Origin of the sequence: uncultured Limimaricola sp. (assembly GCF_964022235.1) — a bacterium.
GTDB lineage: Bacteria > Pseudomonadota > Alphaproteobacteria > Rhodobacterales > Rhodobacteraceae > Limimaricola.
Map to the genome: position 1 here is coordinate 188,686 of NZ_CAXHZL010000003.1, position 24,627 is coordinate 213,312.

General features: G+C 64.8%; 25 protein-coding genes, 1 tRNA gene and 1 pseudogene. 17 read left to right on the forward strand and 10 right to left on the reverse strand.

Going from position 1 to position 24,627, the window contains the following annotated elements; translation table 11 throughout:
• Positions 1-64 precede the first annotated feature (64 nt).
• On the reverse strand, positions 65-1,654 hold the full coding sequence (locus tag AADJ02_RS05535) for an alpha-amylase family glycosyl hydrolase (protein ID WP_341212000.1): 1,590 nt from the start codon (positions 1,652-1,654) through the stop codon (positions 65-67).
• Positions 1,655-1,751: 97 nt separating this feature from the next.
• Here AADJ02_RS05535 and AADJ02_RS05540 point away from each other — a divergent pair, with 97 nt between their 5' ends.
• Together AADJ02_RS05540 and AADJ02_RS05545 are read left to right on the forward strand one after the other, a co-directional pair.
• The gene (locus tag AADJ02_RS05540; protein WP_341212001.1) at positions 1,752-2,777 is read left to right on the forward strand and encodes a substrate-binding domain-containing protein; all 1,026 of its coding nucleotides are present in this window, start codon (positions 1,752-1,754) and stop codon (positions 2,775-2,777) included.
• A 244-nt stretch (positions 2,778-3,021) separates the two neighbouring features.
• On the forward strand, positions 3,022-3,231 hold the full coding sequence (locus tag AADJ02_RS05545; RefSeq protein WP_341212002.1) for a DUF1127 domain-containing protein: 210 nt from the start codon (positions 3,022-3,024) through the stop codon (positions 3,229-3,231).
• A gap of 132 nt (positions 3,232-3,363) precedes the next feature.
• Here the strand turns inward: AADJ02_RS05545 and AADJ02_RS05550 are convergent, their stop codons facing one another.
• From AADJ02_RS05550 to AADJ02_RS05575, 6 genes are all read right to left on the reverse strand, one after another.
• Positions 3,364-4,524 carry an ATP-binding protein gene (locus AADJ02_RS05550; protein ID WP_341212003.1) on the reverse strand — a complete coding sequence of 387 codons (1,161 nt, stop codon included), beginning with the start codon at positions 4,522-4,524 and terminating at the stop codon, positions 3,364-3,366.
• Positions 4,521-5,519, reverse strand: coding sequence for a SpoIIE family protein phosphatase (locus AADJ02_RS05555; protein ID WP_341212004.1), 999 nt, complete (start codon positions 5,517-5,519; stop codon positions 4,521-4,523). Before AADJ02_RS05555 ends, AADJ02_RS05550 begins: the two co-directional genes overlap by 4 nt.
• Complete coding sequence (locus AADJ02_RS05560; protein WP_341212005.1) at positions 5,516-5,923, reverse strand: ATP-binding protein; 408 nt, start codon at positions 5,921-5,923, stop codon at positions 5,516-5,518. Before AADJ02_RS05560 ends, AADJ02_RS05555 begins: the two co-directional genes overlap by 4 nt.
• Positions 5,920-6,291 carry an STAS domain-containing protein gene (locus AADJ02_RS05565; RefSeq protein ID WP_341212006.1) on the reverse strand — a complete coding sequence of 124 codons (372 nt, stop codon included), beginning with the start codon at positions 6,289-6,291 and terminating at the stop codon, positions 5,920-5,922. The genes AADJ02_RS05560 and AADJ02_RS05565 overlap by 4 nt, the downstream gene beginning before the upstream one ends.
• Positions 6,275-7,156 carry an STAS domain-containing protein gene (locus tag AADJ02_RS05570; RefSeq protein ID WP_341212007.1) on the reverse strand — a complete coding sequence of 294 codons (882 nt, stop codon included), beginning with the start codon at positions 7,154-7,156 and terminating at the stop codon, positions 6,275-6,277. Before AADJ02_RS05570 ends, AADJ02_RS05565 begins: the two co-directional genes overlap by 17 nt.
• Before the next feature lie 98 nt (positions 7,157-7,254).
• Entirely contained in the window at positions 7,255-8,451 is a 1,197-nt protein-coding gene (locus AADJ02_RS05575) for a hypothetical protein (protein WP_341212008.1), read from the reverse strand.
• Positions 8,452-8,892: 441 nt separating this feature from the next.
• Between AADJ02_RS05575 and AADJ02_RS05580 the strand changes: the two genes are divergently transcribed.
• The 3 genes from AADJ02_RS05580 (at position 8,893) to AADJ02_RS05590 (ending at position 11,391) form a co-directional block, all read left to right on the forward strand.
• Positions 8,893-9,966 (forward strand): hypothetical protein, encoded by a 1,074-nt coding sequence (locus tag AADJ02_RS05580; protein WP_341212009.1) that lies wholly within the window; start codon positions 8,893-8,895, stop codon positions 9,964-9,966.
• 371 nt (positions 9,967-10,337) lie between these two features.
• Positions 10,338-10,490, forward strand: a complete 153-nt coding sequence (locus AADJ02_RS05585) for an Arm DNA-binding domain-containing protein (RefSeq protein ID WP_341212010.1) — start codon at positions 10,338-10,340, stop codon at positions 10,488-10,490.
• 64 nt (positions 10,491-10,554) lie between these two features.
• Positions 10,555-11,391 carry a site-specific integrase gene (locus tag AADJ02_RS05590; RefSeq protein ID WP_341212011.1) on the forward strand — a complete coding sequence of 279 codons (837 nt, stop codon included), beginning with the start codon at positions 10,555-10,557 and terminating at the stop codon, positions 11,389-11,391.
• A gap of 87 nt (positions 11,392-11,478) precedes the next feature.
• Here the strand turns inward: AADJ02_RS05590 and AADJ02_RS05595 are convergent.
• Positions 11,479-11,799: pseudogene (locus AADJ02_RS05595) on the reverse strand (DUF1489 domain-containing protein); the annotation flags it as partial.
• Between the two features lie 439 nt (positions 11,800-12,238).
• Between AADJ02_RS05595 and AADJ02_RS05600 the strand changes: the two are divergent.
• The 5 genes from AADJ02_RS05600 (at position 12,239) to AADJ02_RS05620 (ending at position 16,236) form a co-directional block, all read left to right on the forward strand.
• Positions 12,239-12,433, forward strand: coding sequence for an AlpA family phage regulatory protein (locus tag AADJ02_RS05600; RefSeq protein ID WP_341212012.1), 195 nt, complete (start codon positions 12,239-12,241; stop codon positions 12,431-12,433).
• Between the two features lie 516 nt (positions 12,434-12,949).
• The gene (locus AADJ02_RS05605; RefSeq protein ID WP_341212013.1) at positions 12,950-13,465 is read left to right on the forward strand and encodes a helix-turn-helix domain-containing protein; all 516 of its coding nucleotides are present in this window, start codon (positions 12,950-12,952) and stop codon (positions 13,463-13,465) included.
• A gap of 30 nt (positions 13,466-13,495) precedes the next feature.
• Complete coding sequence (locus AADJ02_RS05610) at positions 13,496-14,020, forward strand: hypothetical protein (RefSeq protein ID WP_341212014.1); 525 nt, start codon at positions 13,496-13,498, stop codon at positions 14,018-14,020.
• Between the two features lie 275 nt (positions 14,021-14,295).
• Complete coding sequence (locus tag AADJ02_RS05615) at positions 14,296-14,877, forward strand: hypothetical protein (protein WP_341212015.1); 582 nt, start codon at positions 14,296-14,298, stop codon at positions 14,875-14,877.
• Between the two features lie 777 nt (positions 14,878-15,654).
• Entirely contained in the window at positions 15,655-16,236 is a 582-nt protein-coding gene (locus AADJ02_RS05620) for a VPLPA-CTERM sorting domain-containing protein (protein ID WP_341212016.1), read from the forward strand.
• A gap of 650 nt (positions 16,237-16,886) precedes the next feature.
• Here AADJ02_RS05620 and AADJ02_RS05625 read toward each other — a convergent pair.
• A tRNA-Ser gene (locus AADJ02_RS05625) sits at positions 16,887-16,976 on the reverse strand.
• 204 nt (positions 16,977-17,180) lie between these two features.
• On the opposite strand from AADJ02_RS05625, the gene AADJ02_RS05630 reads away from it, so the two are divergent.
• From AADJ02_RS05630 to AADJ02_RS05660, 7 genes are all read left to right on the forward strand, one after another.
• The gene (locus AADJ02_RS05630; protein WP_341212017.1) at positions 17,181-18,005 is read left to right on the forward strand and encodes an SPOR domain-containing protein; all 825 of its coding nucleotides are present in this window, start codon (positions 17,181-17,183) and stop codon (positions 18,003-18,005) included.
• An 87-nt stretch (positions 18,006-18,092) separates the two neighbouring features.
• Positions 18,093-19,358: a D-alanyl-D-alanine carboxypeptidase family protein gene (locus tag AADJ02_RS05635; RefSeq protein ID WP_341212018.1), complete on the forward strand. Its 1,266-nt coding sequence runs from the start codon at positions 18,093-18,095 to the stop codon at positions 19,356-19,358.
• A 4-nt stretch (positions 19,359-19,362) separates the two neighbouring features.
• Positions 19,363-19,995, forward strand: a complete 633-nt coding sequence (gene tmk / locus AADJ02_RS05640) for a dTMP kinase (RefSeq protein WP_341212019.1) — start codon at positions 19,363-19,365, stop codon at positions 19,993-19,995.
• Positions 19,992-21,083, forward strand: a complete 1,092-nt coding sequence (locus AADJ02_RS05645; protein WP_341212020.1) for a DNA polymerase III subunit delta' — start codon at positions 19,992-19,994, stop codon at positions 21,081-21,083. The genes tmk and AADJ02_RS05645 overlap by 4 nt, the downstream gene beginning before the upstream one ends.
• 6 nt (positions 21,084-21,089) lie before the next feature.
• A complete protein-coding gene (locus AADJ02_RS05650; RefSeq protein WP_341212021.1) occupies positions 21,090-21,896 on the forward strand; it encodes a TatD family hydrolase in 807 nt (268 codons plus the stop codon).
• Positions 21,893-22,693, forward strand: coding sequence for an MBL fold metallo-hydrolase (locus AADJ02_RS05655; RefSeq protein WP_341212022.1), 801 nt, complete (start codon positions 21,893-21,895; stop codon positions 22,691-22,693). The genes AADJ02_RS05650 and AADJ02_RS05655 overlap by 4 nt, the downstream gene beginning before the upstream one ends.
• Positions 22,694-22,766: 73 nt before the next feature.
• Positions 22,767-23,696 (forward strand): AEC family transporter, encoded by a 930-nt coding sequence (locus AADJ02_RS05660; protein ID WP_341212023.1) that lies wholly within the window; start codon positions 22,767-22,769, stop codon positions 23,694-23,696.
• Positions 23,697-23,771: 75 nt separating this feature from the next.
• Here AADJ02_RS05660 and AADJ02_RS05665 read toward each other — a convergent pair whose 3' ends face one another.
• Complete coding sequence (locus AADJ02_RS05665) at positions 23,772-24,626, reverse strand: ABC transporter permease (RefSeq protein WP_341212024.1); 855 nt, start codon at positions 24,624-24,626, stop codon at positions 23,772-23,774.
• Between the last annotated feature and the right edge of the window lies 1 nt (position 24,627).

The following is a 24,627-nucleotide window of genomic DNA, read 5'->3' on the forward strand; positions in this document are numbered from 1 at the left end:
GGTCAAAAGGTGGCTTGGTGGAAGGGCGGCGCGGGACAAATGGCCGCGCCGCCAGACGATCGCCTTACCCCAGTCGCGCGATCAGCGCGCCGTTGGGGCCAAGCCAGACCTTGCCATCACCGGCCTCGGCCGAGACCGCGAAGAGCGTCTGGGCAATGCCCTCGATCTCGATCTCGCGCGGCTCGTTCGACAGGTTGAAGGCGCAGACCGTCTTTTCGCCGCGATGGAAGGCCAGAACCGGCTCTTCGGTCTCGGCGAACATGGTGCGGCCCTCGCGCAGATCGGGCGTCTCGCGGCGCAGCTTGAGCAGCGCGCGGTAGGTCTCGAGCACCGAGCCCTCGACGCCCTTTTGCGTGTCGACGGCGCGCGCGGCCTGCGGTGCCTTGACCGGCAGCCAAGGGGCCGGGTTGGTCGAGAAACCCGCCTGCGGGGCCGAGGCCTCCCAGACCATCGGCGTGCGGCAGCCATCGCGACCCTTGTCCTCGGGCCAAAAGTTGATGCCCGCGGGATCGGTCAGCTCGTGGTACTCGAGCTCGGTCTCGGTCTGGCCCAGCTCCTCGCCTTGGTAGACGCAGATCGAGCCCTCCATCGACAGCAACATCGCCGCCGAGAGCTTGGCCACCGCGTCTTGGTCGCCGTGGTTGGCCCAGCGCGTCACGTGGCGCGGCACGTCATGGTTCGACAGTGCCCAGCAGGGCCAGCCCTTGGGGGCGAGCTTGAAGAACTGGTCGATCTGGTGGCGGAAATGCTCGGCCGTGAAGTTCGGCCCGAGCATCTCGAAGCTGTAGGCCATGTGCAGCCGGTTGGCCGAGGTGTACTCGCCCATGATCTCGATCGGGTGATGGCTCTCGCCGACCTCGCCCACCAGCGTGCGGTCGCCGTACTCGTCCATCAGACGGCGCATCTTCTCGAGAAAGGCGATGTTCTCGGGCTGGTTCTTCGAGAAGATGTGGTACTGCATGTCATAGGGCTTGACCGCCGCCGTACCGCTCAGACGGAAATCGGCCGGGTCGTCGCGCAGATGACGATCGTGGAAGTAGAAGTTCACCGTGTCGAGACGGAAGCCATCGACGCCGCGATCGAGCCAGAAGCGCATCGTCGAAAGCAGCCAGTCCTGCACCTCGGGGTTGTGGAAGTTGAAGTCGGGCTGCTCTTTCAGGAAGTTGTGGAAGTAGTACTGCCGACGCCGCGGCTCCCACTCCCAAGCCGGGCCGCCGAAGATCGCCTGCCAGTTGTTGGGCGGCGCGCCGTCGTGCTTGGGGTCGGCCCAGACGTACCAATCGGATTTGGCGTTGTCGCGGCTCTTGCGGCTTTCCTCGAAGAACGGGTGCTGGTTCGAGCTGTGCGACAGCACCTGATCGACCATCACCTTGAGGCCCAGTTCGTGGGCACGCGCGACCATCGCGTCGAAATCGGCCAGCGTGCCGAAGGTCGGGTCGATGTCGGTGTAGTCCGACACGTCATAGCCCATGTCGGCCATGGGCGAGGTGAAGATCGGCGAGAGCCAGACCGCATCGGCGCCAAGCTCGGCGATATGCGGCAGCCGCTCGGTGATCCCCTTGAGATCGCCGATGCCATCGTCGTTGCCGTCCTGATACGAGCGCGGATAGACCTGATAGATCACCGCACCCTTCCACCAATTCGCCTTGCTCATCTCGATTCCTTTCGTCCCATGTGCCATCGGGTCGTGGCGAGGGTTGCCCGAAGCGTTTCGGCTTGGCAAGGTGCCGTCGCGTATCAGGGGGACTTTCATGTCGGCGACGCTCAAGGACATCGCGGCTTATACGGGGCTGTCGGTCACGCAGGTGAGCCGCGCCCTCAATGACCATGACGATGTCAGCGCCGAAACCAAGATACGCGCACGCGAAGCGGCCATAGCCCTGAATTACCACCCGAATCTTTCGGCGCGCAAACTCGCCTCGGGGCGCTCGGGCATCGTCGGTCTGGTGTTGCCGCCGCAGGACCGGACGCCAAGAGACAGCATGTTCGTGCAGATGGTGCGCGGCCTGTCGAGCGCCTTTTCGCGCCAAGGACGGCTGTTCGTGCTGAACGCCGCTGAAGAGGGTGAGGACGTGGTGGAGGTGCACCGCAGGCTTATCGACGGTGGCTCTCTCGACGGCTTCGTGCTGATCGAGCCGGAGGACGCCGACCGGCGTGTTGCCTTTCTGCAGGGGCGCGGTGTGCCGCTGGTTATGCACGGGCGCGGTGCGCTCGACCCCGACTACCCCTTCTACGACATCGACAACATCGCCGTCGGCCGCGAACTGACGGAGATGCTGCTGCGCGCCGGGCACCGCCGGATCGGCTTCATCAACGGGGTGCAAAGCATGTGCTACGTGACGCATCGCCGGGTCGGCTGGGAAATGGCGCTACGCGCCGCCGACCTGCCCGCGGATCCGGCGCTGCACGAGCACGGTCAGATGACCGAAAGCGTCGGCGCCCTTGCCACGCTGAGGATGATGAGTGCGCCGGCGGATCGCCCTTCCGCGCTGATTGCGGGCAACATGCTTATCGCCAAGGGCATTTACAGCGCGCTGTCGATGCTCGGTCTCAAGGTGCCGAGCGACGTGTCGGTGGTGGTGCATGACGACATGCTGCCGGGCGAAGATCTGATGGCGATGCCGCCCACCTCCGGCACGCGCTCGGCGCTGGCGCAAAGCTGGGAGCCTCTGGCCCAAGGGCTGATCGGCGCGATCGAGGGGCGCCCGCTCGCCGGGCTGCAACGGGTCGGCGTCTTCGAGATCGTCGATGCAGGCTCGATCGCGCCACCGGTGTGATCGCCGCCCCATCTGCAGCGCAGCAGACCAATGCGCTCGCCCCGACCCGAAGCGGTTCGGGCGCCCCCTTAACGCCCATTTCTGGGCATTTGCTCGTCATGCAGGGGCTGCAAGGCGCTGCGGCGTGGTTGGTGGTGGTCGGCGACCACCAAGAGGCCCAAATGGGGATCAACGGCGCCGATGATGACGCCAGCCAGACACACCGCCCCACAGGCGGCATCACCAGACCCGAGGATCACAGATCATGACCAGCTTCACCACCAACCAGACCGCCCGCCCCGCTTCCTTCTTTGCACGTCTCGCCGCCAGCTTTGCCGAGCGCCGCGCTCAGTCGCGGGCCTACCGGACCACGCAGCGCGAGCTTTCCGCTCTGAGCGACCGCGAGCTTGTCGATCTTGGCATCCACCGTTCGATGATCGGCGATATCGCCCTACAGGCCGCCAAGCGCGCCTGATATCTCTTTCGGCGGCGTGGATCTTTTTCGCGCCGCCGGGGTTTCATCGACAGGACAGCCCTCCTCCCAGGCCCGTCCGGTTCGAAATGGCGGCGGTTCTCCCTCCCTGGAGCCGTCGCCTTTTTCATATGCTCAGCCTTCGGTCAGCCCGAGCTGCGCCTCTCCAAATCCAAGCTCGACGCTGAGTCCGCCGTCGCCATTCGACGTCCGCACGAAGCCCCCGTGCTTTTGCACCATGGTCCGGATCATCCGCCAGCCGAGGGAATCGGACCGCTCGGGGCGCTCCATTCCCGGCGCGAGGCCACAACCATCGTCCGAGACGGTGAGCTTCAGCACCCCTTCCTCACGCTTGAGCGACACGTGCAGCCGCCCGCGATCGCGCCCTGCGAAGGCATGTTTGCAGGCGTTGGTCATCAACTCGCCCGCCGCCAAAGCGAGATCGGTCGCGGCACTGCCCGACAAGAGCAATGCTTCGCCAGTGACCACCACCTTCACCTCCTGATCGGGGGTCGAGAAGGCCTGCCGCGTCTGCTCGGCCACGTCGCGCAGCAAGGGCAACAGGGCCGCGCTGTCGGCTGCGGCGGCGCGCTGCAACTGGTCGTGAATCGCGGTGATCGCCTTCACCCGCAACTCCAGATCGCGCAGAACGCTCTTGGTTTCTTCGGTCTTGGCGGCCGAACGCGACAGCCGCATCAACCCCGTCACCAGCGCCAGATTGTTCTTGGTGCGGTGGTGTACCTCGGCCATCAGAAGGTCGCGCTCTTCCAATGCGTCGAGCAGGTCGCGGTTCTGCTGGGCCAGCATCGCGGCGGGATCGGCACGGCGCAGCGCGGCCAGTGCCTCGCCGATCCCGGCGGCCGTCGGTGAGGCCTCGGACGCGGCAAGGCGGGTGTCGAACCCGGCGAGGATTCGCGTCCCCTCCGCGCCGCTTTCGACCTCGAAGCGATCCGCGATGCGCTGCACCCCGCGCAATCCGAGTCCCAGACCCTGCGCGCGCACCGTTCCGGGCAGCGGGTCCGCGCCCGCAAGTCGCGCGTCGAGGTCGGGGATACCGGGCCCCTGATCGACGGCCTCGACACCCAGCGCCAGCCCGCCCGCCTGCGGTTCAAGCGACAGCGTCATGCGCCCGCCGCCGCCGTGTTGCACGATGTTGCGCCCCAGCTCCAGAAGCGCCGTGACGATGCGGGTTTCGGCAAATTTGGCAAATCCGCAGCGCCGCGCGATCTCCTGACCGACCATGCGCAGCCGCACGATATCCTCGTCGGCCTCGATCTTCAGGGTGGTCAGTCTCATTCGGTGCCCTCCGGGGCAAGCCGCGCCACCAGTGCGCAGCAATCGTCGCGGCCCTTGTTACGGTCGCGGATCAGATGGGCGGCGATTAACGCGCAGCTCATGCCCGCCGTCGCAGGCAGATCGGCATGGCTCCGCAGCGTCGACAGACCGTCGCTATGCAGGATCAGCACGTCCCCCGGCCCCATCGTCGCCGTTTCCACCGGCGGCAGGCGCACGGCGCCGCCCAAACGGCCCTCGCGGCTGATCAGCCGCTTTACCTGACCGTTCGGCTGCACCAGAAGTGCTGCGATATTGCCGATCCCGGCAAGCCGGAGCCGCCCGTCCGCCGCCTCGATCTGCGCCAGCGCCGCGACCGATCCGCGGCTGCCCGCGAGACGGGCCGAAAGCTCTGACAATATCCGTGCCGGATCGTCACCGCGCAGCGAGGCCAACCCGGTGATCGCTTCGCCCGCCGCCTCTTCGGCACGTGCGCCATGTCCCAGACCGTCGACCGCCAGAAGATCGACCCGACCGGCCACATCGCGGGCGAACACGCCGTCGCCGCAGGCACGGTCTCCGGGGTAGTTCATCAAGAAAGCCCCGACTTCGACCCCAGCGATCACCGGCGGCGCGCCGAAACCGCAGACCGCGACGGTCCCGCGCCCCGGCGTCGAGCGGATTTCGAAGCTGTCGGCCATTCGCCGCATCGCCCCTAGCCCGCCCCCCGCACTCGACCCGGTCGAATACCCGTCGGACAGCGCGAGGTCGATGTCGGGAATGCCGGGGCCCGAATCGATCGCGGCCAACGTCACGCGTCGGCCAGCGCCGGGCTGGGCCTGCAACATGAGCTGGCCGCCATTGGCATGGCGCAGTAGGTTGGTGGCCATCTCGGTGGCGATGATCGCCAAAGCCTCGGTGCGGGTCGCATCGAGCCGCGCAGCATCGGCCAGCCCGCGCGCAAGTCGCCGCGATTCCGCCACGGCGCTGGGGTCGGTGATGTCGACGGCGTGTCTCATGGCTTGGCCTCCATTTCGACGGTGGTGCCCGAACCGGGGCGGCTGTCGATGCGAAACGCCTCGACGAGACGACGCGCGCCGCCAAGCCCTTTGCCCATGCTGCGCGCGGTCGAGAACCCGTCGGTCATCGCCTGATCGAGATCGGCGATGCCGGGGCCTTCGTCGCGGCAGCGGATCATGATCCGCAAGGGCCTCTCAAGGCGGTAGACCTCGATCACCCCGCCACCGCCGTGGTCGAGCGCGTTGCGAGCGATCTCGCTTACGGCTGTGACAAAACGGGTCTTGCGCAGGGCTCTCGCCCCCATTGCGTCCATCGCCCGCGACACGGCGATCCGCGCCGCCGCTACATCGCGCTCCTGACGCAGTTCCACCCGCGCCGCCGGCTCCGGCGGCGGCGCGCTCACGCCAGCCCCTTGGCCTTCAGGGACCGCAAGGCATGGCTGAGCGACAGCGCCGTCTTGGACCCCGGCAGATCCATGCCAAGCTCCACCAGCGTCATCGCCACGGCCGGGCGCATGCCGACGATATAGGTTTCGGCCGCGAGCAGCCGCGAGATCGACGAGAGCTGCGCGAGGATCCGCCCCACGAAGGTGTCGACGATCTCGAGCGCCGCGATGTCGATCACGACGCCGCGCGCCGCCTCGTTCACGATCCGCTCGGAGAGATCCTCTTGCAGGTTGATGATGTCGGTGTCGGTGATGTTGTCACGGATCGCCACCAGCAACACCTTGTCGACGCTGTAGATTGACGCCGCCTCAGACACGGGTGTCATCGATGCGGCTGATCTGGAAGCCGACCCGGCGGAACGCCTCGGCGAGGGCGGCGCGGATCGAGGGACGGGTCGTGACCTCGCCCACATCGACGCCCAGCTCGACCATGGTCTGGGCGATCTTGGGCGAGATGCCCGAGATGATCGCCTCGGCCCCCATCAGCCGCACCGCGGCGGCGGTGCGCAACAGGTGCTGGGCCACTTGGGTGTCCACGACGCGTACGCCGGTGATGTCGACGATCACCACCTCGGCGCTGTGCTCGACGATGGAGTTCAGCAGGTTCTCCATCACCTCCTGGGCGCGCATCGAATCGAGCGTGCCGATCAGCGGAATCGTCAGCACCCGCTCCCACAGCTGCACCACCGGGGTCGACAACTCCATCATCTCGGCACGCTGGCGCTCTATGATCTCGTCACGCTCGGCAATGAAGTATTCGTTGATGTGCATCGCAAAGGCATCAACGACGCGACCGAAATCGGAGGCGACCGCGAGCAGCGTGTCCGGCGTGCCGGACAGGTTCTCGCTCAGCTTTTCGAACACCGGCTGCTTGAGCGCCAGCATGAAGGCCGTCATTTCCCAAGGCGCGACGCCACGCTCGGTGCGCACAAGCGTGATCTCGGAGAGCGCGAGGCGCAGCTCGGACCAGACGTCGGCGTCGATGTCGACCGGCTCGGAAATGTCGATGCGATTCAGCGCTTCGGCAAAGGCACGCAGCAGATCCGACAGCTGGCGACGGCTTTCGCGGTCCGAGAACAGGTCAGGACGACGCACGCCCTCGCGCTTCTGGGTCGCGAACCAGGCATCCAGAACGCCGTCGAAATCCTCGCGCAGGAGGCGGCTCAGTTCAGTCGTGGGCGCAACGGTCATAATCGGTCCTAACTGGTCACGGCGGCCCCTCGATAGGGGCTGTCGGCGCGGAAGGAAAGCCTTTCGCACGCCTCACTTGGCGGGAACCGGCCTGCGCCTCAGCTGCTGCCGCGACGCCCCAAAAGCGCGTCGGCCCGGCCCAGCGCCGCATCCAAGTCCGCAAAGGCGCGCGTCATTGCCTCACGTCCGGCCCGCGGATCGGTATCGGCCTCCGGGAAACCGGAGGCCACGGCCGTCGACGCGGCCCCAGGCCCCGGCTTGCGTGGCCGGACGGCAAGCCGTTCGGCCAGACCCGGCACCGACCAGATCCGGGCCGTGCGCCGCCGCGTGATCTCGCGCAGGAGCCCCTGCTCGACCAGCGCGTCGATCAGGTTGGTGGCGCCGCGCGGGGTGACGCCGATGCGGTCGGCCAAGTGCCCCGATGTAAGGCAGGGCGCCGAGGCGAAGGCCTGCGCCGCATCGCCCAGCCGCGAGCGTCCATGCCGCCCCTCACCACAGGCCCGCGCCCGCCTGAGCCATTCGCGTGCCCGACCGATCCGGCCGATCTCCATGCCCAGCACCGCACCCAACCCTTCGATCAGATCCGTCAGCCCGGCAGCACTCCCCGGCGACCAAGGCCGGTAGCGACCCACCGACAACGCCAGCGCCGGGGTCGCCACCCAATCGGCGTCGACCCGCCCCGACAGGCCACGCATCGGGTCCTCCTCGAAGGCCACGGCGCCACCCGGCCCCGGCGTTGCCCGGCGGCGGGCGCCCTCGACCGCCATGAACAGCGCCCGCTCGACCATCGGGTTCGCGCGGCCGCTCGTCCGCCCGTAGGCCGCGCTCACGCGCAGCGCCGCGAGGATCGGCGGATCGTTCGGGCGCAGTGCCGCAAGAGCGGTACCGAACGCGCCTGAAGCGAGACTGTCATCGCCCGCTGCCACCCCCTGCTCTGCTGTGCTGAGCCCGCCTGCCCTGCGCACCAGCCGCGCGATGGTGTCATCGGGTCGCGCGATCGGATCGCCCGGCGCCTTGAGCGCGCGGATCAGCCCGAGCGCCAATTCGCCCGCCACAGGATCGCCTCGCGTGGCAGCACCGCCCGCACCGCCGCCCGCGACTCGCGGCAGCAGGTCGGCCTCGGACACCCGCCGCCCTTCGAGCGCCACGGAAGCCACCGCCTCGGCCACCGCCATCTCGGACCGCCATAGATTACCCGCATCGGGATCGGCCCGGCCAAAGGCCTCGATCCGCGCGGCGAGCACCTCGACCTTCAGCAGATCGAGCGCCCCGACCGCGCTGTTTCTGCCTGCCATGACCACACCCCCGCCCTTGATCGCCCGCGTATCAGACTGACCCGCTGCCCGACGGCTTGTCCACCGGACATCCGTGCCTGGCACGGTGCGGGCCCGACAATAACCGCCAGCCAGCTCAAATGGCCGCACCCGCAGCCTGAAAACACAGCAAGGGATCAGGCTTGCGGGGCGATTTGACGTGGTTCGGCCACTATCCCCACTGCCACGTCGATCCAATATAGGGATAGGTTCTGTCATGGCGGTCTGGGAACGCCGCACCCTGTTGTTCAAACCCAAGAAAATACACCGGAATATAAGGATTGAAGACAGGCCAATCTGGGTCGCATAGAGGACGCGAAGCCAGACTCTCGCGTACCAGCTTCGAGGGCTTGACTGGACAGGATAGTTGCATGCGAGAAACGACGACCGGTGGCTTCGACCTGTCTCGGCTCAAGCAAGAAAATGAAGATGATGCAAAATATTTCACCAACGGCTGCTGAGGCTCCGTCGTCGCGCCCTTCACTGGTGTTCGGGGACAACGGTGATCGCGGCTGGGGGCCAATCGAACATTTTGCCCACCTTGCGGCACGATTGCTGGCCCTCAATCTGCAACGACCGACCTTACAAGGCACATCGCGACTTTCCAATTTGCGGCAGACATTCACCCGCTCACGGCGGGGGCCTTCACCGGGGGTTATTTACTTGGCCAAGTCACCCGGAGAGGTGAAATCTCTGATGGCGTTGGATGACTTCGATCACCCTCGACGCTTCCGAGCACTTTGGATCGTTGACAGTTTCTGGACCGAATGGGCTCCTTCGGCACGGCTGATGCGCCATTTCGATCTGGTTGTTTACATGCAGAAAGGTGAAGCGGACTTCTATGAGCGCCTCGCGCCCGGACGCACGCTGCATCTTGGTTGGGGAGCAGACGTTCTCGATCTCGGCTCAAGCGCAGCCGAGCGACCAGTTGACGTTCTAAGAGTCGGAAGGCAGCCTCCGGAGTGGGACGACGACCCACGCAGTCTGTCGGTCTGCAACGCAGCGGGACTGCAATTTGCTGGACGCCCGCCATTTCTTCCCGAGGATCCGACCGACCCTTCGTTGGGCCATCGCGACCTATGCCGCTATTACGGACAGGCGAAGTTTGTGATAGCGCACTCAAATCTCGCAGCACCCGCACCTTACACCCATCCGCTAAAAGAATACGTGACCGGCCGATGGACCGACGCGCTTGCCGCAGGAGCGGTAATTGCCGGAGTACAGCCGTTCGGGGACCCCTCCGCTGAAGATTTACTCTGGCCCGGCGCGACGTTGGACTTCGATCGCATCGACCTTTCCCATAACGTCGCAGCTCTTCAGGAAGCGGCTGCAAGCTGGTCTCCATTCATCGCGCAATATAATCACCACCAGGCTTTGAGGAAATTGGATTGGCGCTGGAGGATCAAGACACTCGCAGAGTGCCTCGACCTCGGCGGCCCCAAGTTGACATCGGAGCTCGCCCGCCTCGAGACGGCGGCCTCGACCGCGACGGTGTAAAAGCACCGGACCTCGTATGGCAGGTATCAAAGGGAGGCCCACTTGAGGGCTATAAAAGCCCGGATATGCTGCATGCTACTGGCGAAGGAGGTGTCCGCCCCCATTCATTCCAACCCGTTCCGACAGCGCATAAAATACAGGAGTTTGCATCGCATACGGCGCTTATGGGCTCCAGCTACGTCCCCATATTCTAGACAAGAATAGAGGACGCGATGGCGGACGGTCAGGACGGGCGGACGGGTATAAAATCGGGACAGCATCCGGAGAAGGCGCTGTCTGCCGCATTCGTTCGAACTATAAAGACCCTCGGCAAGTAAACCGACGGTCACGGGCCCTTCCTCAGGGTCTACGCCAACGGCGCACGGCGATGGGTGCAGCGCATCGTCACCCGGGGCAAGCGAACAGAAATCGGCCTTGGCTCGGTGTCGCTCGTCAGCCTCGCCCAAGCGCGTGAGACGGCGCAGGAGAACCGCAGGGAGGCTCGGCAGGGGGGCGACCCCCTCAAGGCCAAGCGCGAGGCATAGGCGACGCTCACATTCGAGGAGGTGGCACGAAAGGTGCATTCCATCCATGCCCCGTCATGGCGTAATGCAAAGCAAGGCCGCACAATTCTTCTCCACCTTGGAGACCTATACATTTCCCAACATCGGCGGGCATCGCGTGCCCGACATCACCACCGCCGACGTTCTGGCGGTCCTGCAACCGATATGGCTCGAAAAGCCCGAGACCGCGCGACGGGTGCGCCAACGGATCGGCACCGCAATGAAACGGGCGGTCGCCCAAGGATGGCGGCAGGACAACCCCGCCGAATCCATTTCAAGCGCCCTGCCCCGTCAGAGCCACGCCCAGCGCTATCGCAGGGTCATGCCATACGGCGAGGTCGCGGATTGCCTCAAGGCCGTCCGCGCATCCAAGGCCAACCCCTTCACCAAGCTGGCGTTCGAACTGCTGGTCCTGACGGCCTGCCGCTCGGGTGAGGTCCGGATGGCGGATTGGTCCGAGATGGACCTGAACCGGGCCATCTGGACGATACCGGGTGAGCGGATGAAAGCGGGCCGCGAACATCGCGTGCCGCTCAGCGCGCAAGCCGTCGCAGTGCTACGTCAGGCGCAGGCGCTGGGCACCGGGTCCGGCCTTGTGTTCCCCGGTGCGAAAGCGGGACGCCCCTTGTCGGACATGACCCTTGCCAAGTTGGTCAAAGAACTCGGCTTTGACGTCGACGTCCATGGCTTCCGCACCTCCTTCAAGACATGGGCACAGGAGCAAACCAATGCGCCTCGTGAGGTTTCGGAGGCGGCGCTGGCGCATGTGATTCGAGACAAAGCCGAAGCTGCTTATGCGCGGTCGGATCTGTTCGAGAAGCGACGCGAGTTGATGGAAACGTGGGCGACTTGGCTAGCAGCAAGCTTTTCGTCGTCAAGGTAAAAGGCAGGTGTTGAGGGGCTACGAATCTCGACACGCTCGACGATCACAATGCGCCACGCTCGACGCGCACGAGGACAAGATGAGGATCTAGAGGATGCCGATCTCGGACAGTGCCGCCTGCAGCATGGGAGTCAGCAGCCGTTCGGCTTCGCGTCCCGGCGCGAGGCTGCGCGGTGCGTCCTCGGGCTTAAGATATCTCCAGCCCTGAAACGCCCGCTTGAAATTGGGGTCGCAGACGTTGGCGCAGCGGCGGATGCCATCGCCGCAATCCACCTCCTCAAAGTGGATCACGCGCTGGCGGCACAGGATCACGCCCTTGATCACCCAGTAGACCGAGCCTTCATCCAGCACCTCCTCCGTGCGCTTGGGCCACATGCGAGTGACGTGGCGCGGCAACCCGTCGGAGGTCTGGCCCCGCTGATCGGCCGACCCGAGGCAGGACTACGGCAATCTTCGACTTCGACCGCAAACTCTGATCTCGTGTTCATCCACACTGGGGGCAATTCATCCACAGGGACCTCTACCTAGGCCGCGCGTGGATCGAAATTGACGATGCAAAATTGGGGCTCAGCCGCGATTTCGTGTTGTGGCAAACCCGCAATTTCTTGTGGATAAGGCTGTGTCAAACACAACCTGTAGTTTGAGACGTGCTATGTTACGCGCCATAGTAGTCCATAGGGCGCTTTCACGATCCAGTGCGATACAAGAAAGCCCGCCCTCCGGTTGATCAGAACCGGAACGACGGGCCTTAGGACGGAATTGACGGTATCAATGTCCTAGGCCTGACCTTAAACCCGCCCGGCCAGCACGCAAGTGATTCCGGGGGTCAAGTCGCAAAGGATAGCGCGTGACCCAACGCCACCTCCGACGTCCCGACGTCGAACACATGACTGGCCTAAGTCGGTCCAGCCTCTATGCGATGATGCAAAAGCGGCAATTCCCGCGACCCGTCCGATTGGGCGAACGCGCGGTCGCATGGCCGGAAAATGCCGTGCAGGATTGGCTTGCCAGCCGTCCAATCGCCAACTCTGAAATCGGGTAAAACAACACCCGCTACTCAAACGAGAGTGCGGGCGCTGGGGTAGTCTGTGACTAGGCATCTCATACCCTAACCCGCCTCTCACTGAAAGAGGCTATCTAAATGATAGTGAACGTTCTTCTGCGGGAGGGCGAATGCCTCCGCACGCTCACACTCAAGGGCCGCTTGGGCTGGACCATGCATCATCTCGCGTTGGCTGGGCCGCGTGGTCTCAGCACGCTAGAGGGCCCCGCACCGCGTTGGTCGGGATACGTCCATGACCTGCGCAAGCTGGGCATTCCCATCGAGACGGAGATGGAACCCCACGAGGGGGCCTATAAGGGGCACCACGCACGCTATCGGCTGGCCTGCGCGGTCAAGGTCACATCAATGGGAAGGGAGGCTCAGCGATGACCCTACCGCTCCCCAAGGCCCCGCCTCGCATTGTGCCGCCCAGTGCCCGGCGCATCATGCGCAAGCACGGCCTGCCCGAACCCACGGCCCGGCTTATCGCCTCCCTCGCCTATGGAGGGCCGCACCATGGCTAGAGGCCGCAAAGGCAAGCGACCGGAGGAGGGGCAATATGCCCCCCTCCCCTACGCGCTACTCAAGTCGCCTGCTTGGCGTGCGCTGTCGGGTCCGGCCATCAAGGCCTTTCTCGAACTGCACACCCGCTACAACGGCTGCAACAACGGCAGGCTGTTCCTGTCGCTCAACGAGGCCGCCGACATCCTGGGCATCGGGAAGGCAACCGCCCAGCGCGCTTTGGTCGAGTTACAGGACAAGGGCTTTCTGGTACTGACCAAGCCGGGCAACTGGTATGGCCGCCAAGCCAATGAATGGCGCATCACGATCAAGCCTGAGGACAGGAAACCGCAAAGCACGGCCTCGAACGACTGGCGGTCGCGGCAGCCAAAAACAGAACACGGTTCCGTAGCGGACCCGTCAGCCTGCCCCATGGGTCCGCTTCGAAACCACCTCCCCCGCCATGGGTCCGCTCCGGAACCCGTCAGGCCGGATTCGCCTGCCGCGTCGGGTTCTGAGGTGGGCCGCTAATATATACCACTCCCCTGTAAGGAACGGGTCATGTCACAGCTACCAACCGAAGCACAACGACGCCGCCGGACACCGGTCTTCAGCACCTCCCCCGATGGTGCCGTTAACATCACGACCAATTGCCCCGACCAACTCCGGGAATTGTTCGGGACGCAAACCAGAGAAGCGGCATTCAGCCTCATGCATTCGGCCATCTCGGCGCTGGGCAAGTCAGGCGAGAACGACCGCGACCTACTTGCCGCGATGGCTGTCGAGATCGAACCCCGTGACGGCATCGAGGCTATGCTGGTCGTGCAGATGACGGCCACCCACACGGCGATGACTGAGATGACGCGACGCATGGTGGACACAAGCGGCGGCTATCAGGTGCGGGAAAGCCTAGAGCGCTCCATAACGCGGCTTTCCCGCACTTACCTCGCTCAAATAAAGGCATTGAAGAAGCATCGAGCAAAGGTACAGCAGACTGTTCGAGTGGAGCGCGTCACGGTCAAGAGCGGCGGACAGGCTGTCGTCGGCAACGTGCAGCATGGGGGGAGGTCACAACATGAAGGTTGACGACAACCCCATGAGCAAGGCCCACGCGGCCCCCAGATGCACCGCTACGTCCAAGCGAACGGGCGTCCGGTGCAAAGGACCGGCGGTCAGAGGATGGGCTGTCTGCCGCTTTCACGGCGCAGGCGGCGGGCATTCTACAGGTAAAAACCATCCCTCCTATAGGCACGGAAAACGCGGCCGAGAATGGACCACGGCAAGACGCGAAATTCACGAGTTGGTTCGCATACTGCGGGCCACCTAGGCCGGATGTAGCCCATCCGAGCAGTCGAAATCCAATGGAGCGACTCGCGCGACAGGAGTATGCTTCAGCCAGCAATTCCGAAGTGATTCTTGGCTTTTCCTGCGGCGCCGCCCCCTTGGCGGTTCCCGAGGAGGTTTTCTTGAAGCGTATTGCACTCCGCAGCGGACTGATCGGCGCCGCCCTGCTTTCAACCATCGGCTACGCGGAGGCGAAGCGACGTATGACGCCGCAGCTCGAACCGCCCATTCAGGAGGCGATTATTGAGAGCGACCGGGCTGACGCGAGGGTCGCCCACATGCGGCCCGGCGAATGGCGTAAGGTCCGCAACTGGATATCGTCTTGCCTGGCCGAAACCCCGCTGTCTGGACATGAAGAGACAGCCGTCCCAATCGTGCTCCACATAACGCCGAACCGGCAACTCTCGATCCTACCGCAGTCCGCCTCCGATAGCCGACCGCCGGGCCGTAGCAAGATGATGGCAGCAGATCTGGAGAAGGCGCTGACACTATGCGGCGTGGCCAGCATGTATGAGCCGCCGACCCGCGAGCCGATAGACCTAGTAATGCTAGTGAACCCTTCCACCGGCGAAAGCAGGCCTGTGCAACGATTGAAATAGAGCGACTGGCAGAAGTGGTTCCGTGGCCTGCAACTAGTGATGCAAGGCTAAGACGGGCTTGCAACCTCACAGTTCTCTTAACTTCTCAGGCCAAGAACGTGCGATGCCGTCGGGCAAGGACGCACTATCCTATTCCTAGATACATCGCCACATCCAAATGAACCGGCATCCGGAGCAAAGGACCGGCTGTCAGAGGATGGACCGTCTGTCGCTTCCACGGTGCGCGTGGTGGACACCCCGCGGGCGAGGGCCACCCATCCTACCGCCTTGGCATACGGTCGCAGGAATGGATTGAGACCCGGCGTGCAATCAATGGTCTGTTACGGGAGGTCCGGGCTATCGACCGGGCTATCTGGCAGCTCAACATTTCCAAACATCGGACAGACATGGCCACTTACTCAATCGCCACTTTCAATCGCACAGTCCTAGCGAGCGCTCCAGATAGACTACCGGAGTCTTGCCGTTCCGATTGCAAAGGCTCTGCCTGTAGACATGGCGATACGAGCGCATATGGAAAGCCAACTGGTCGTGGTCACAGGGGTGACTTTGTTCGAAGATGAGGTTGCCGCCTCCCGGGCTGGTGCGTTTGATCTATGGCACGCACGTCCGGGCGCGTTGCAGGGCCTGACAGACCCGGAAGGGAAGCAAACCACCGTTGCCGCTCGGCTTGGCGGTAAAAAGCCATGGCGTGGACGAATCTAGGTGTATGGCCGCATATTTCCTATAGGATGCAAGGCGCTCGCCACCTGGTTGAGTCGAATGACCTGTTTTGTTTGGATGATCTTTATGAAAAAGAACGGCTTTAGAAATCTCGCCATTGCTGCAGCGATTGTCACTACCGCCACTACTGCGCAGGCTGTACCTGTAAGGTGGACTTTTGAAAATGTTGTTTCCTATGGTAATTATGATGAGGCATGGCGCGGATACTTAGTTTTTGATCAAAAGATTGGCAAAATACTAGAATACGACCTGCGTACTGCATTTTCTCACTTTTCTAAAATTCGCCCCATCAGCGTCGACCACCCACTCTCTGAGCTTAACTTCAATAAGCAGTTCAAACATACTTGGTCTGATCGGGTCACCACATTCTATGACCTAGAAATTGATCTTTCCTTCAGCGCACCATTAACAGATCTCGGCGGTATTGTTGTGGTTGATGGATATGAGATGCTCTCTGAATACACACCATCATACAATGATTATGACGTCGATTTCTACGCTACGTATGGGCTTATCGAAGGGACACCGGAACCCGATTGGGTTAGCCCGGTGCCAGTCCCAGCATCCGGCATTCTATTACTCGGCGCTTTCGGCGCGATGGCCGCTGCCTCTCGAAAAAGAAAAACACCTCAGGCTTGATTGGCCGTTCTCCGACGTTGATTGAAGGACCCCCCCTCCCTCTTCTCATTGGGAGTGGGGGCATCCCTGACGCCTCACCTCAGGCACACGCATGAGCTCTACACGGCATTGATGGCATGACCGCCCCTACCCTCCTTGCAGCATCGGTGACCAAGGTGGGGTTGCGACGGTCCACACTGAAGGGCGGTCATGGGCGTCACGCCATTCGCGGACGACGTCGCCGCCCATCAGGGTAGTGCTCCCACTCTATGGTACGTACTTCCGGGCGCGCTGCGGGGGCTGCAGGCGTGGAAGGTAAGCAAGTCAGGTCGCGGCGCGGCTTGGCTGACGCAAGCCATGGCGGGGCCACTCGGCACTCGCTGGCCAGCGTCAATCCGAAACCGCCGAACTGTAGTATTCGAATGGGAGTACAGACCGCCGGGTCCTGCCGCTAATCCCCTTCCGACTTACGATGTCCCGGGGTTTAGCGGCTAAAAATCTTGCTAGGAACCGCTCGCGGATGCCCCCTTTGGTGGGGGCGGATATAAACTTCACCGTCAGGCTCTAGGAACCGATGCCAGCTAGATAACGCGCGCTTCACAAATTGGGAATTGGGGGGGGCACTATCCACCTTGGAAGCCTTTCAAAACAAGGTATTTTCCCCATGCTTCTGGCGGAGGAGGTGGGATTCGAACCCACGGTACGCTCTCACGCACGGCGGTTTTCAAGACCGCTGCAATCGACCACTCTGCCACTCCTCCGGCGGCCCCGGCCTAAGCACTGCGCCGCGATTCGGAAAGAGGTTCGATCACGCGATTTTCCGCGAGCCGACGCGCTACCGGCTTTCAATGCCGCACGCCCCCCGATATGTTCGCCTCGCGTCGCCGATCGCACGACCGCGGGCAGCGACCGATAGACAAGAGCGGACCGGGCAACGGTCCGAGCGGGCAATCGAGGGACGACACATGCCAGCCACCATTCCTGCGCGGCCGGTCTCCATGCTGCTGGGCACGCTGCTCGCGCTCGGCGCTTGCGGCGAGACCGGCTCTGCCACGGGTCCCGGCGACGCCAGCCGCACCGAGATCGTTTCGCGCGACGTGGAGGCTCCGGGCGTGTTTCAGGTCACAGAATCCGGCTTGTGGGACGGGCGTCCCTCGCTCGGCGGTGTCTGGGTCGCCTACCCTGAGGTCGATGTCGAACAGATCGGACAGGTCGTCATCCGCAATGAGGCCAACGGCCGCTTCGTGATCGGCGCGTTGTTCCGGCGCGAGCGCGAGAGCTCCGGCCCCGCATTGCAGGTTAGCTCGGAAGCCGCCGAGGCGCTCGGCATGCTCGCAGGCGCGCCCGCCAAGCTCAACGTCACAGCGCTGCGCCGTGATGAAACCGCCGCCCCCGAAGCACCGGGGGCCACCACGGATTTTGATGATCCCACGCCGATCGCCGCCGTGCCGCTGCCGCCTTCCGAGGGCTCGACCGCAGCCTCCGCCGCGCCTGCTGCCGCAGCCCCGGAGGCGCGCAGCCCTGCCCCGGCCGAAGTGCCCGCATCGGCCAGCGGCCTCGACCGGCCCTACATCCAACTCGGCATTTTTTCGGTCGAGGCCAACGCTCGCAACACGGCCACGGCGATGGAGGTTGAGGGGCTGGCCGCACGCGTCGTCGCCTCCGAGATCCAGGGCGCGGACTACTGGCGCGTCGTCGTCGGCCCCGCCGCGACCACCGATGCGCGTGATGCGGCGTTGGCTCGCGTCAAGGCATTGGGCTTCACGGACGCCTATTTCGTGCGAAACTGACCCGAGACCGGGCCGCTCGATGGCTCGGCTTCGACCATCCTTCCCGGCCGCCACCGTGTGGCCCGACAACCGACCGGAGCGACCTTGATGATCCGTGCCGTCTTCCTCGCCGCCGCGACCCTCGTCGCCCTCACGCCCCTCGCCCATGCGCAGGGCTTCGAGACACCGGCCCGCGCGGCCTATGTTCTCGATCACACCACGGGAACCGAGCTTCTCGCCAAGAACGCCGACGAGGCCCTGCCGCCTGCGTCGATGTCCAAGCTGATGACGCTCTACATGGCCTTCGAGGCGATCGCCTCGGGGCGGCTCTCGATCGAGCAGCGGCTGCCGGTTTCCGAGCACGCCGCCTCCTACGGCGGATCGTCGATGTTTCTCGACACCACCGACCGGGTGCGGGTCGAGGACCTGCTGCGCGGTGTGATCGTGCTGTCGGGCAACGACGCCTCGGCGGTGCTGGCCGAAGCGCTTTCGCCCGATGGGACGGAGGCCGGCTTTGCACGGTTGATGACCGAGCGCGCGCGCGAAATGGGAATGATGAACTCGACCTTCGCCAACTCCAACGGCTGGCCCGACCCGCGTCAGCGCATGTCGATGCGCGATCTCGGCATTCTCGCCAGCCACCTGATCTCCGACTTCCCGACCTTCTACCCGATCTTCGCCGAGCAGGAGTTCGCGTTCGATGGCCGCGTGCCCTCCAACAGCCAGAACCGCAACCCGATCCTGGGCTTGGGCATCGGGGCCGACGGGCTCAAGACCGGTCACACCTCCGAGGCGGGCTATGGCCTCGTTGGTTCGGCCAAGCAGGGCGAGCGGCGGGTGATCTTCGTGGTCACCGGTCTCGACAGCACGGAATCGCGCCGGGTCGAAGCTGAGCGGCTCGTCAACTGGTCGTTCCGCCAGTTTGCGCAGCGCGACGTCGGCGAAGCCGGCACGCGGATCTCGGAGGCCGAGGTATGGATGGGCGAGCGCAACCGTGTCGGACTGGCTCTGGGCGAAGACCTGTCGCTGCTGCTTCCGGCGACCTCGAAGGACGAGGTCGACGCCGAGGTCGTCTATCAAGGCCCGATCGAGGCCCCGATCGAAAAAGGCCAGCAGCTTGCCGAACTGGTGATCGCGCGTGAGGGGCTGCCCGCGACGCGGGTGCCATTGGTCGCCGAGACCGCCGTGGCGCGAGGCGGCTTCGTGCCGCGCGTCAAGGTCGCCGCCTCGGTGCTGTTCGACCGTTTCGGCCCCGAAGGGCTGACCCTGCCGGGCCTCGACCCTCTGGCGGAGGCTCCGGCGCCGGAGCCCGAAACCGAGGTCGCGCCCGAAGCCGATCCCGAGGCGGAGCCTGCCACCGAAGACGAAACCTGATCCGGTGACCTCCGGCCTTTTCATCAGCTTCGAGGGCATCGACGGCTCCGGCAAATCCACGCAGACGCGGCTCTTGGCCGAAGCGCTGCGCGCCTCGGGACGCGAGACGATACTGACCCGCGAGCCGGGCGGCAGCCCCGGCGCCGAGGAAATCCGGCAGCTCGTGCTGACCGGCGATCCGACGCGCTGGTCAGCAGAAACCGAACTCCTGCTCTTTACCGCCGCACGGCGCGACCATCTGGAGCGCACCATCCGCCCGGCCCTCGATGCAGGCCACACCGTCATCACCGACCGCTTTGCCGACAGCACCCGTGTCTATCAGGGAGCCACGCGCGGCGATCTGCGCGACACGGTGGACCGGCTGCACGCATTGATGATCGGCACCGAGCCGGATCTCACCTTTCTCATCGACATGGATCCCGCGACGGCGCTGGCGCGGGGTCTTGCGCGGCGTTCCGGCGAAGATCGGTTCGAGGACATGGGCCTTGGGTTCCAAGAAACCCTGCGCGCGGGGTTTCTCGACCTCGCCGCGCAATCCCCGGACCGGTTCCGCGTGATCGACGGCAACCGCACGCCCGAAGCCGTGGCCGCAGAGATCTCCGCCATTGCCCTGCCCCGCGCCGGGGCCACTGCATGAGCGAGGATCTTCCCGACCCGACGGGCCTGCCCGGCCTGCCGCATCCGCGCGAGACGTCGCGGCTTATCGGACAGGACGCGGCAGTGACCGAATTTCTGGCCACGCAGGCCGGGGGGCGGATGCATTCGGGCTGGCTCATCACCGGGCCGATGGGCGTGGGCAAGGCGACACTCGCCTACCGCATCGCGGCGCATCTGCTTGCGGGGCGCGACGCCTCCGAGGGGCTGGAGATGGCCGCCGATCACCCCGATCTGCGGCGCATCCGGGCCGGATCGCACCCGCGCCTCTTCGTTCTGAGGCGCGGCCCCAACGACAAGGGCGACCGCATTTCGGCGCAGATCCGGGTCGAGGAGATGCGCAAGCTCAAGAGCTTTTTCCATCTCAGCTCTACCGATGGCGGCCACCGCGCGGTGATCGTCGACGCCGCCGACGAGATGAACGTCTCGGCGGCCAACGCGCTTTTGAAAGAGCTGGAAGAACCACCCGCCAACACGACGCTGATGCTGATCTCGCACCAGCCCTCGGCGCTGCTGCCGACGATCCGCTCGCGCTGCCGGGTGCTGCGGCTGCGCCCCTTGGAGCCTGCCCCCTTGGCCGAGGCGCTGGCTCAGGCCGGTGTCGCCAGCGAGGCGCCGGAGGCGCTTTCAGTGCTGGCTGCGGGATCGGTCGGCGGCGCGGCCCGGATCGCGCAGGCCGACGGGCGCGCGCTCTATGCCGATCTCGTGGCGCTGCTTTCGGGGCTGCCTCATATCGACCGCCCCCGCGCCATCGCCATGGCCGATGCCTGCGCCGGCAAGGGGGCTGAAACGCGGTTTCCGCTGATGCTCGACCTGATCGACCTGCTGCTCACCCGCGCCGCCCGCGCGGGGTTGATGGGCGAGCCGGACCTACAGGGGGCAGCGGGCGAGGCGCGGCTGCTCATGACGCTGGCGCCTGATGCGCGGGCGGCGCGGCGCGTGGCGGAGCTCCAGCAAGAGTTGTCGGCGCGGGCGCGGCACGGGCGGGCGGTCAACCTTGACCCTTCGGCGCTGCTTCTAGATATGCTCTTGAGGATCGAAGCGATGGCGACCGATGTCGCCGCAGCCTGAGGCCAAATGACTTCTCCAGATTTCCAACTCGTCGACGCGCATTGCCACCTCGACTTTCCCGACTTCGCCGATGAGCGCGAGGCGGTGATCGCTCGCGCACTCGATGCGGGCGTGACCCGGATGGTCACGATTTGCACCAAGCTCAAGAATGCGGACTCCGTGTGCGCCATCTCGGAGGCGCATGATCCGGTGTTCTGGGCCGTTGGCACCCACCCGATGAGCGCCGCCGACGAGCCGCTGGCCTCGGTCGAGGACCTCGTGGCACTGGCTGAGCACCCCAAAATGGTCGGCATCGGCGAGACCGGACTCGACTACCACTACACCGCGGAGAGCAAGCCGGTGCAGCAGGAGTCCTTGCGCATCCATATCGAGGCCGCGCGTCGAACCGGCCTGCCGCTGATCATCCATGCGCGCGATGCCGATGACGATATGGCCCGTATCTTGGCCGAGGAGCATGCGGCGGGCGAATATCAGTGCATGATGCACTGCTTCTCCTCCTCTGCTGAATTGGGCCGTGCGGCGCTGGACCTAGGGTTCTACCTCTCGATGTCGGGCATCGCTGCCTTCCCGCGCTCCAAAGAGCTGCGCGAGATCTTCAGCAATGCCCCCCTCGACCGCATCCTCGTCGAGACCGACAGTCCCTATCTTGCGCCGCCGCCCCACCGGGGTCGCCGCAACGAACCAGCCTATACCGCGCATACGGCCAAGGTCGGTGCGGAGCTGTTCGGCCTTTCCCTGCCCGAGTTCGCGGCTCGGACCTCGGCCAACTTCGACCGGCTGTTCTCCAAGGCTGCAGGCTGGAGCCCCGCATGAGCGACCGGCTGGAGGCGCGCATTTTAGGCTGCGGCTCCTCCGGGGGCGTGCCGCGCCTTGGCAATCTTTGGGGCGACTGCGACCCGGACGAGCCGCGCAACGCGCGCACCCGTTGCTCGCTGCTGCTGACCCGTCACGGGCCAGATGGCGCAACCCGCGTTCTCATCGATACCTCGCCCGACCTGCGCGCGCAGATGCTTGGCGCCGAAGTGGGCAAGCTCGATGGCGTGGTCTGGACCCATGCCCATGCAGACCACGTGCATGGCATCGACGATCTGCGGATGATCGCCTACAACATGCGCGCACGCCTGCAGTGCTGGGCCGACGCGCCTACGACCGAGGCGCTGATGGCGCGCTTCGGCTATGCCTTCGAGACGCCCGCAGGCTCAGACTATCCGCCGATCTGCGACCTGCATCAGATCGAAGGCGATGTGGTCATCAATGGTGCGGGCGGCGAGATCCGCCTGACACCCTTCGACCTCGTGCATGGCAACATCACGGCGCTCGGCCTGCGCTGCGGCGGTATGGCTTACCTACCCGACGTCAACGAGATCCCCGACGCGGCATGGCGGCAATTGGATGGGCTCGATTGCCTGATCGTCGACGCGCTGCGCCGCAACCCGCATCCGAGCCACGCGCATCTCGCGCTGACGCTGGAGTGGATCGCCCGCGCCGCCCCTCGGCGCGCGGTACTGACCAACATGCATTACGACCTCGATTACGCCACCGTCGCGGCCGAGACGCCCGAGCATGTGAGCCCTGCGTATGACGGGATGACACTGTCGTTCGACATCTAGGCCGAGGGCCCCCTGCCCCTTCATCTTCGCAAACACGCAAAGTCGCGGCCTCGCCCCGCGCGAGGGATGAGAGATGATCCTGCTGCTCACCGTGACCTTGCCGGTGTTTCTGGTGCTGGGCTTTGGCTATCTCGCCTCTTGGCGCGGCTGGATCGGCGAGCCTGCTATCGACGGTCTCATGCGGTTCAGCCAAGGCTTTGCGATCCCCTGCCTGCTGTTTCTCGCCATCGCCCGGCTTGATCTGGCACAGGAGTTCGACCTCGCCCTTTTGGGCAGCTTCTACGCCGGGGCGCTGACGGGGTTCTTCGCGGGCATGCTCGGTGCGCGACTGATCTTCGCACGCTCTTGGGAGGATGCGGTCGCGATCGGTTTTGTCGGCCTGTTCTCCAACTCGCTGCTGCTCGGCTTGCCGATCACCGAGCGCGCCTATGGCCCGGACGCGCTGCAGGCCAATTTCGCGATCATCGCGCTGCATTCGCCGTTCTGCTATGCGGTCGGCATCACCGCGATGGAAATCGTCCGCGCGCAGGGCGGATCGTTGCGGCATCTGCCGGGCAAGGTGCTGCGTGGCATGGGACGCAATGCGCTGATTCTCGGCATCCTTTTGGGAGCTCTGGTGAACCTGTCGGGCCTGCCGCTGCCAGAGGTGCTGGTCGAGGCGCTGGAGTTGATGGCCCGCGCGGCCCTGCCCGCGGCTCTTTTCGGGCTGGGCGGTGTGCTTTATCGCTACCGCCCCGAGGGCGACATGCGGGTGATCCTCTTCGTGGTAGCGGTGTCGCTGGTGCTGCACCCGGCGGTGGTCTGGGGTCTCGGGTCGGTCGCGGGGCTCAAGGTACCGGCGTTCCGCTCGGGCATCATCACGGCGGCCATGGCCCCGGGGGTGAACGCCTATCTCTTTGCCAGCATGTATGGCCACGCCAAGCGGGTCGCGGCCTCGGCGGTGCTGATCGGCACGGCGGCCTCGATCCTGACCGCGACGGTCTGGCTGGCGCTGCTGCCCTGAGACTGTTCAACGTAAAACGCCCCGCAGATGACCTACGGGGCGCTTTCGCCGTTGCATAGGAAGGGTTGCCGCCCCTCAGCCCGGCGTCATGCCGCGCAGCCGCTCGGACCGGCGCCGCAGGAATTCGAGCGTCACCAGCAGCACCACCGAGATCGAGATCAGCACCGTCGCAGCCGCGAGGATCGTGGGCGAGATTTGCTCGCGCAGACCGGTGAACATCTGCCACGGCAGCGTCTTCTGCCCGGCGGAGCCGACAAAGAGCACCACGACCACCTCGTCGAAAGAGGTGATGAAGGCGAACAGGCCGCCCGAGACCACACCTGGCAGGATCAGCGGCATCTGCACCTTGAAGAAGGTGCGCACCGGATCCGCCCCAAGGTTCGCCGCCGCGCGCGTTAGCGATCGGTCGAAGCCCACCAGCGTCGCGGTAACGGTGATGATCACGAAGGGGATGCCAAGGGCGGCGTGCGCCAGAACCACGCCCCAATAGGTCCCCTGCAGGCCGATCCGGCTGTAGAAGAAGTACATGCCGGCCGCCGAAATGATCAGCGGCACGATCATCGGCGAGATCAGGATCGCCATGATCGCGCGGCGGAACGGCACGTGCGGTTGGCTCAGGCCGATCGCCGCGAGGGTGCCGAGCGCCACCGACAGGAAGGTCGCGACGGGCGCGATCTTCAGCGAGTTCCACAAGGGCACCTGCCAGTCGGGATTGGTGAAGAAGTCGCGGTAGTGCTTGGTCGAATAGCCCTCCGGATCCAGGGCCAGCATCTTCGGAGTGAAGGTGAAGAAGTTCTCGGCGTTGAACGACAGCGGGATGATGATGAGGATCGGCGCGATCAGGAAGAAGAAGATCGCCGTGCAGATCACGAGGTAGGAATAGTGCCAGATTCTCTGGCCGGTCGAGGCATATGGGGGAAGTGCAGCCATT

Excerpts from the sequence above, each read along its gene's own strand:
- AADJ02_RS05535 (WP_341212000.1), bottom strand. The coding sequence starts at position 1,654 with ATGAGCAAGGCGAATTGGTGGAAGGGTGCGGTGATCTATCAGGTCTAT.
- AADJ02_RS05540 (WP_341212001.1), top strand. The coding sequence starts at position 1,752 with ATGTCGGCGACGCTCAAGGACATCGCGGCTTATACGGGGCTGTCGGTC.
- AADJ02_RS05545 (WP_341212002.1), top strand. The coding sequence starts at position 3,022 with ATGACCAGCTTCACCACCAACCAGACCGCCCGCCCCGCTTCCTTCTTT.
- AADJ02_RS05550 (WP_341212003.1), bottom strand. The coding sequence starts at position 4,524 with ATGAGACTGACCACCCTGAAGATCGAGGCCGACGAGGATATCGTGCGG.
- AADJ02_RS05555 (WP_341212004.1), bottom strand. The coding sequence starts at position 5,519 with ATGAGACACGCCGTCGACATCACCGACCCCAGCGCCGTGGCGGAATCG.
- AADJ02_RS05565 (WP_341212006.1), bottom strand. The coding sequence starts at position 6,291 with ATGACACCCGTGTCTGAGGCGGCGTCAATCTACAGCGTCGACAAGGTG.
- AADJ02_RS05570 (WP_341212007.1), bottom strand. The coding sequence starts at position 7,156 with ATGACCGTTGCGCCCACGACTGAACTGAGCCGCCTCCTGCGCGAGGAT.
- AADJ02_RS05575 (WP_341212008.1), bottom strand. The coding sequence starts at position 8,451 with ATGGCAGGCAGAAACAGCGCGGTCGGGGCGCTCGATCTGCTGAAGGTC.
- AADJ02_RS05580 (WP_341212009.1), top strand. The coding sequence starts at position 8,893 with ATGAAGATGATGCAAAATATTTCACCAACGGCTGCTGAGGCTCCGTCG.
- AADJ02_RS05590 (WP_341212011.1), top strand. The coding sequence starts at position 10,555 with ATGCAAAGCAAGGCCGCACAATTCTTCTCCACCTTGGAGACCTATACA.
- AADJ02_RS05605 (WP_341212013.1), top strand. The coding sequence starts at position 12,950 with ATGGCTAGAGGCCGCAAAGGCAAGCGACCGGAGGAGGGGCAATATGCC.
- AADJ02_RS05610 (WP_341212014.1), top strand. The coding sequence starts at position 13,496 with ATGTCACAGCTACCAACCGAAGCACAACGACGCCGCCGGACACCGGTC.
- AADJ02_RS05615 (WP_341212015.1), top strand. The coding sequence starts at position 14,296 with ATGGAGCGACTCGCGCGACAGGAGTATGCTTCAGCCAGCAATTCCGAA.
- AADJ02_RS05620 (WP_341212016.1), top strand. The coding sequence starts at position 15,655 with ATGATCTTTATGAAAAAGAACGGCTTTAGAAATCTCGCCATTGCTGCA.
- AADJ02_RS05630 (WP_341212017.1), top strand. The coding sequence starts at position 17,181 with ATGCCAGCCACCATTCCTGCGCGGCCGGTCTCCATGCTGCTGGGCACG.
- AADJ02_RS05635 (WP_341212018.1), top strand. The coding sequence starts at position 18,093 with ATGATCCGTGCCGTCTTCCTCGCCGCCGCGACCCTCGTCGCCCTCACG.
- AADJ02_RS05645 (WP_341212020.1), top strand. The coding sequence starts at position 19,992 with ATGAGCGAGGATCTTCCCGACCCGACGGGCCTGCCCGGCCTGCCGCAT.
- AADJ02_RS05650 (WP_341212021.1), top strand. The coding sequence starts at position 21,090 with ATGACTTCTCCAGATTTCCAACTCGTCGACGCGCATTGCCACCTCGAC.
- AADJ02_RS05655 (WP_341212022.1), top strand. The coding sequence starts at position 21,893 with ATGAGCGACCGGCTGGAGGCGCGCATTTTAGGCTGCGGCTCCTCCGGG.
- AADJ02_RS05660 (WP_341212023.1), top strand. The coding sequence starts at position 22,767 with ATGATCCTGCTGCTCACCGTGACCTTGCCGGTGTTTCTGGTGCTGGGC.
- AADJ02_RS05665 (WP_341212024.1), bottom strand. The coding sequence starts at position 24,626 with ATGGCTGCACTTCCCCCATATGCCTCGACCGGCCAGAGAATCTGGCAC.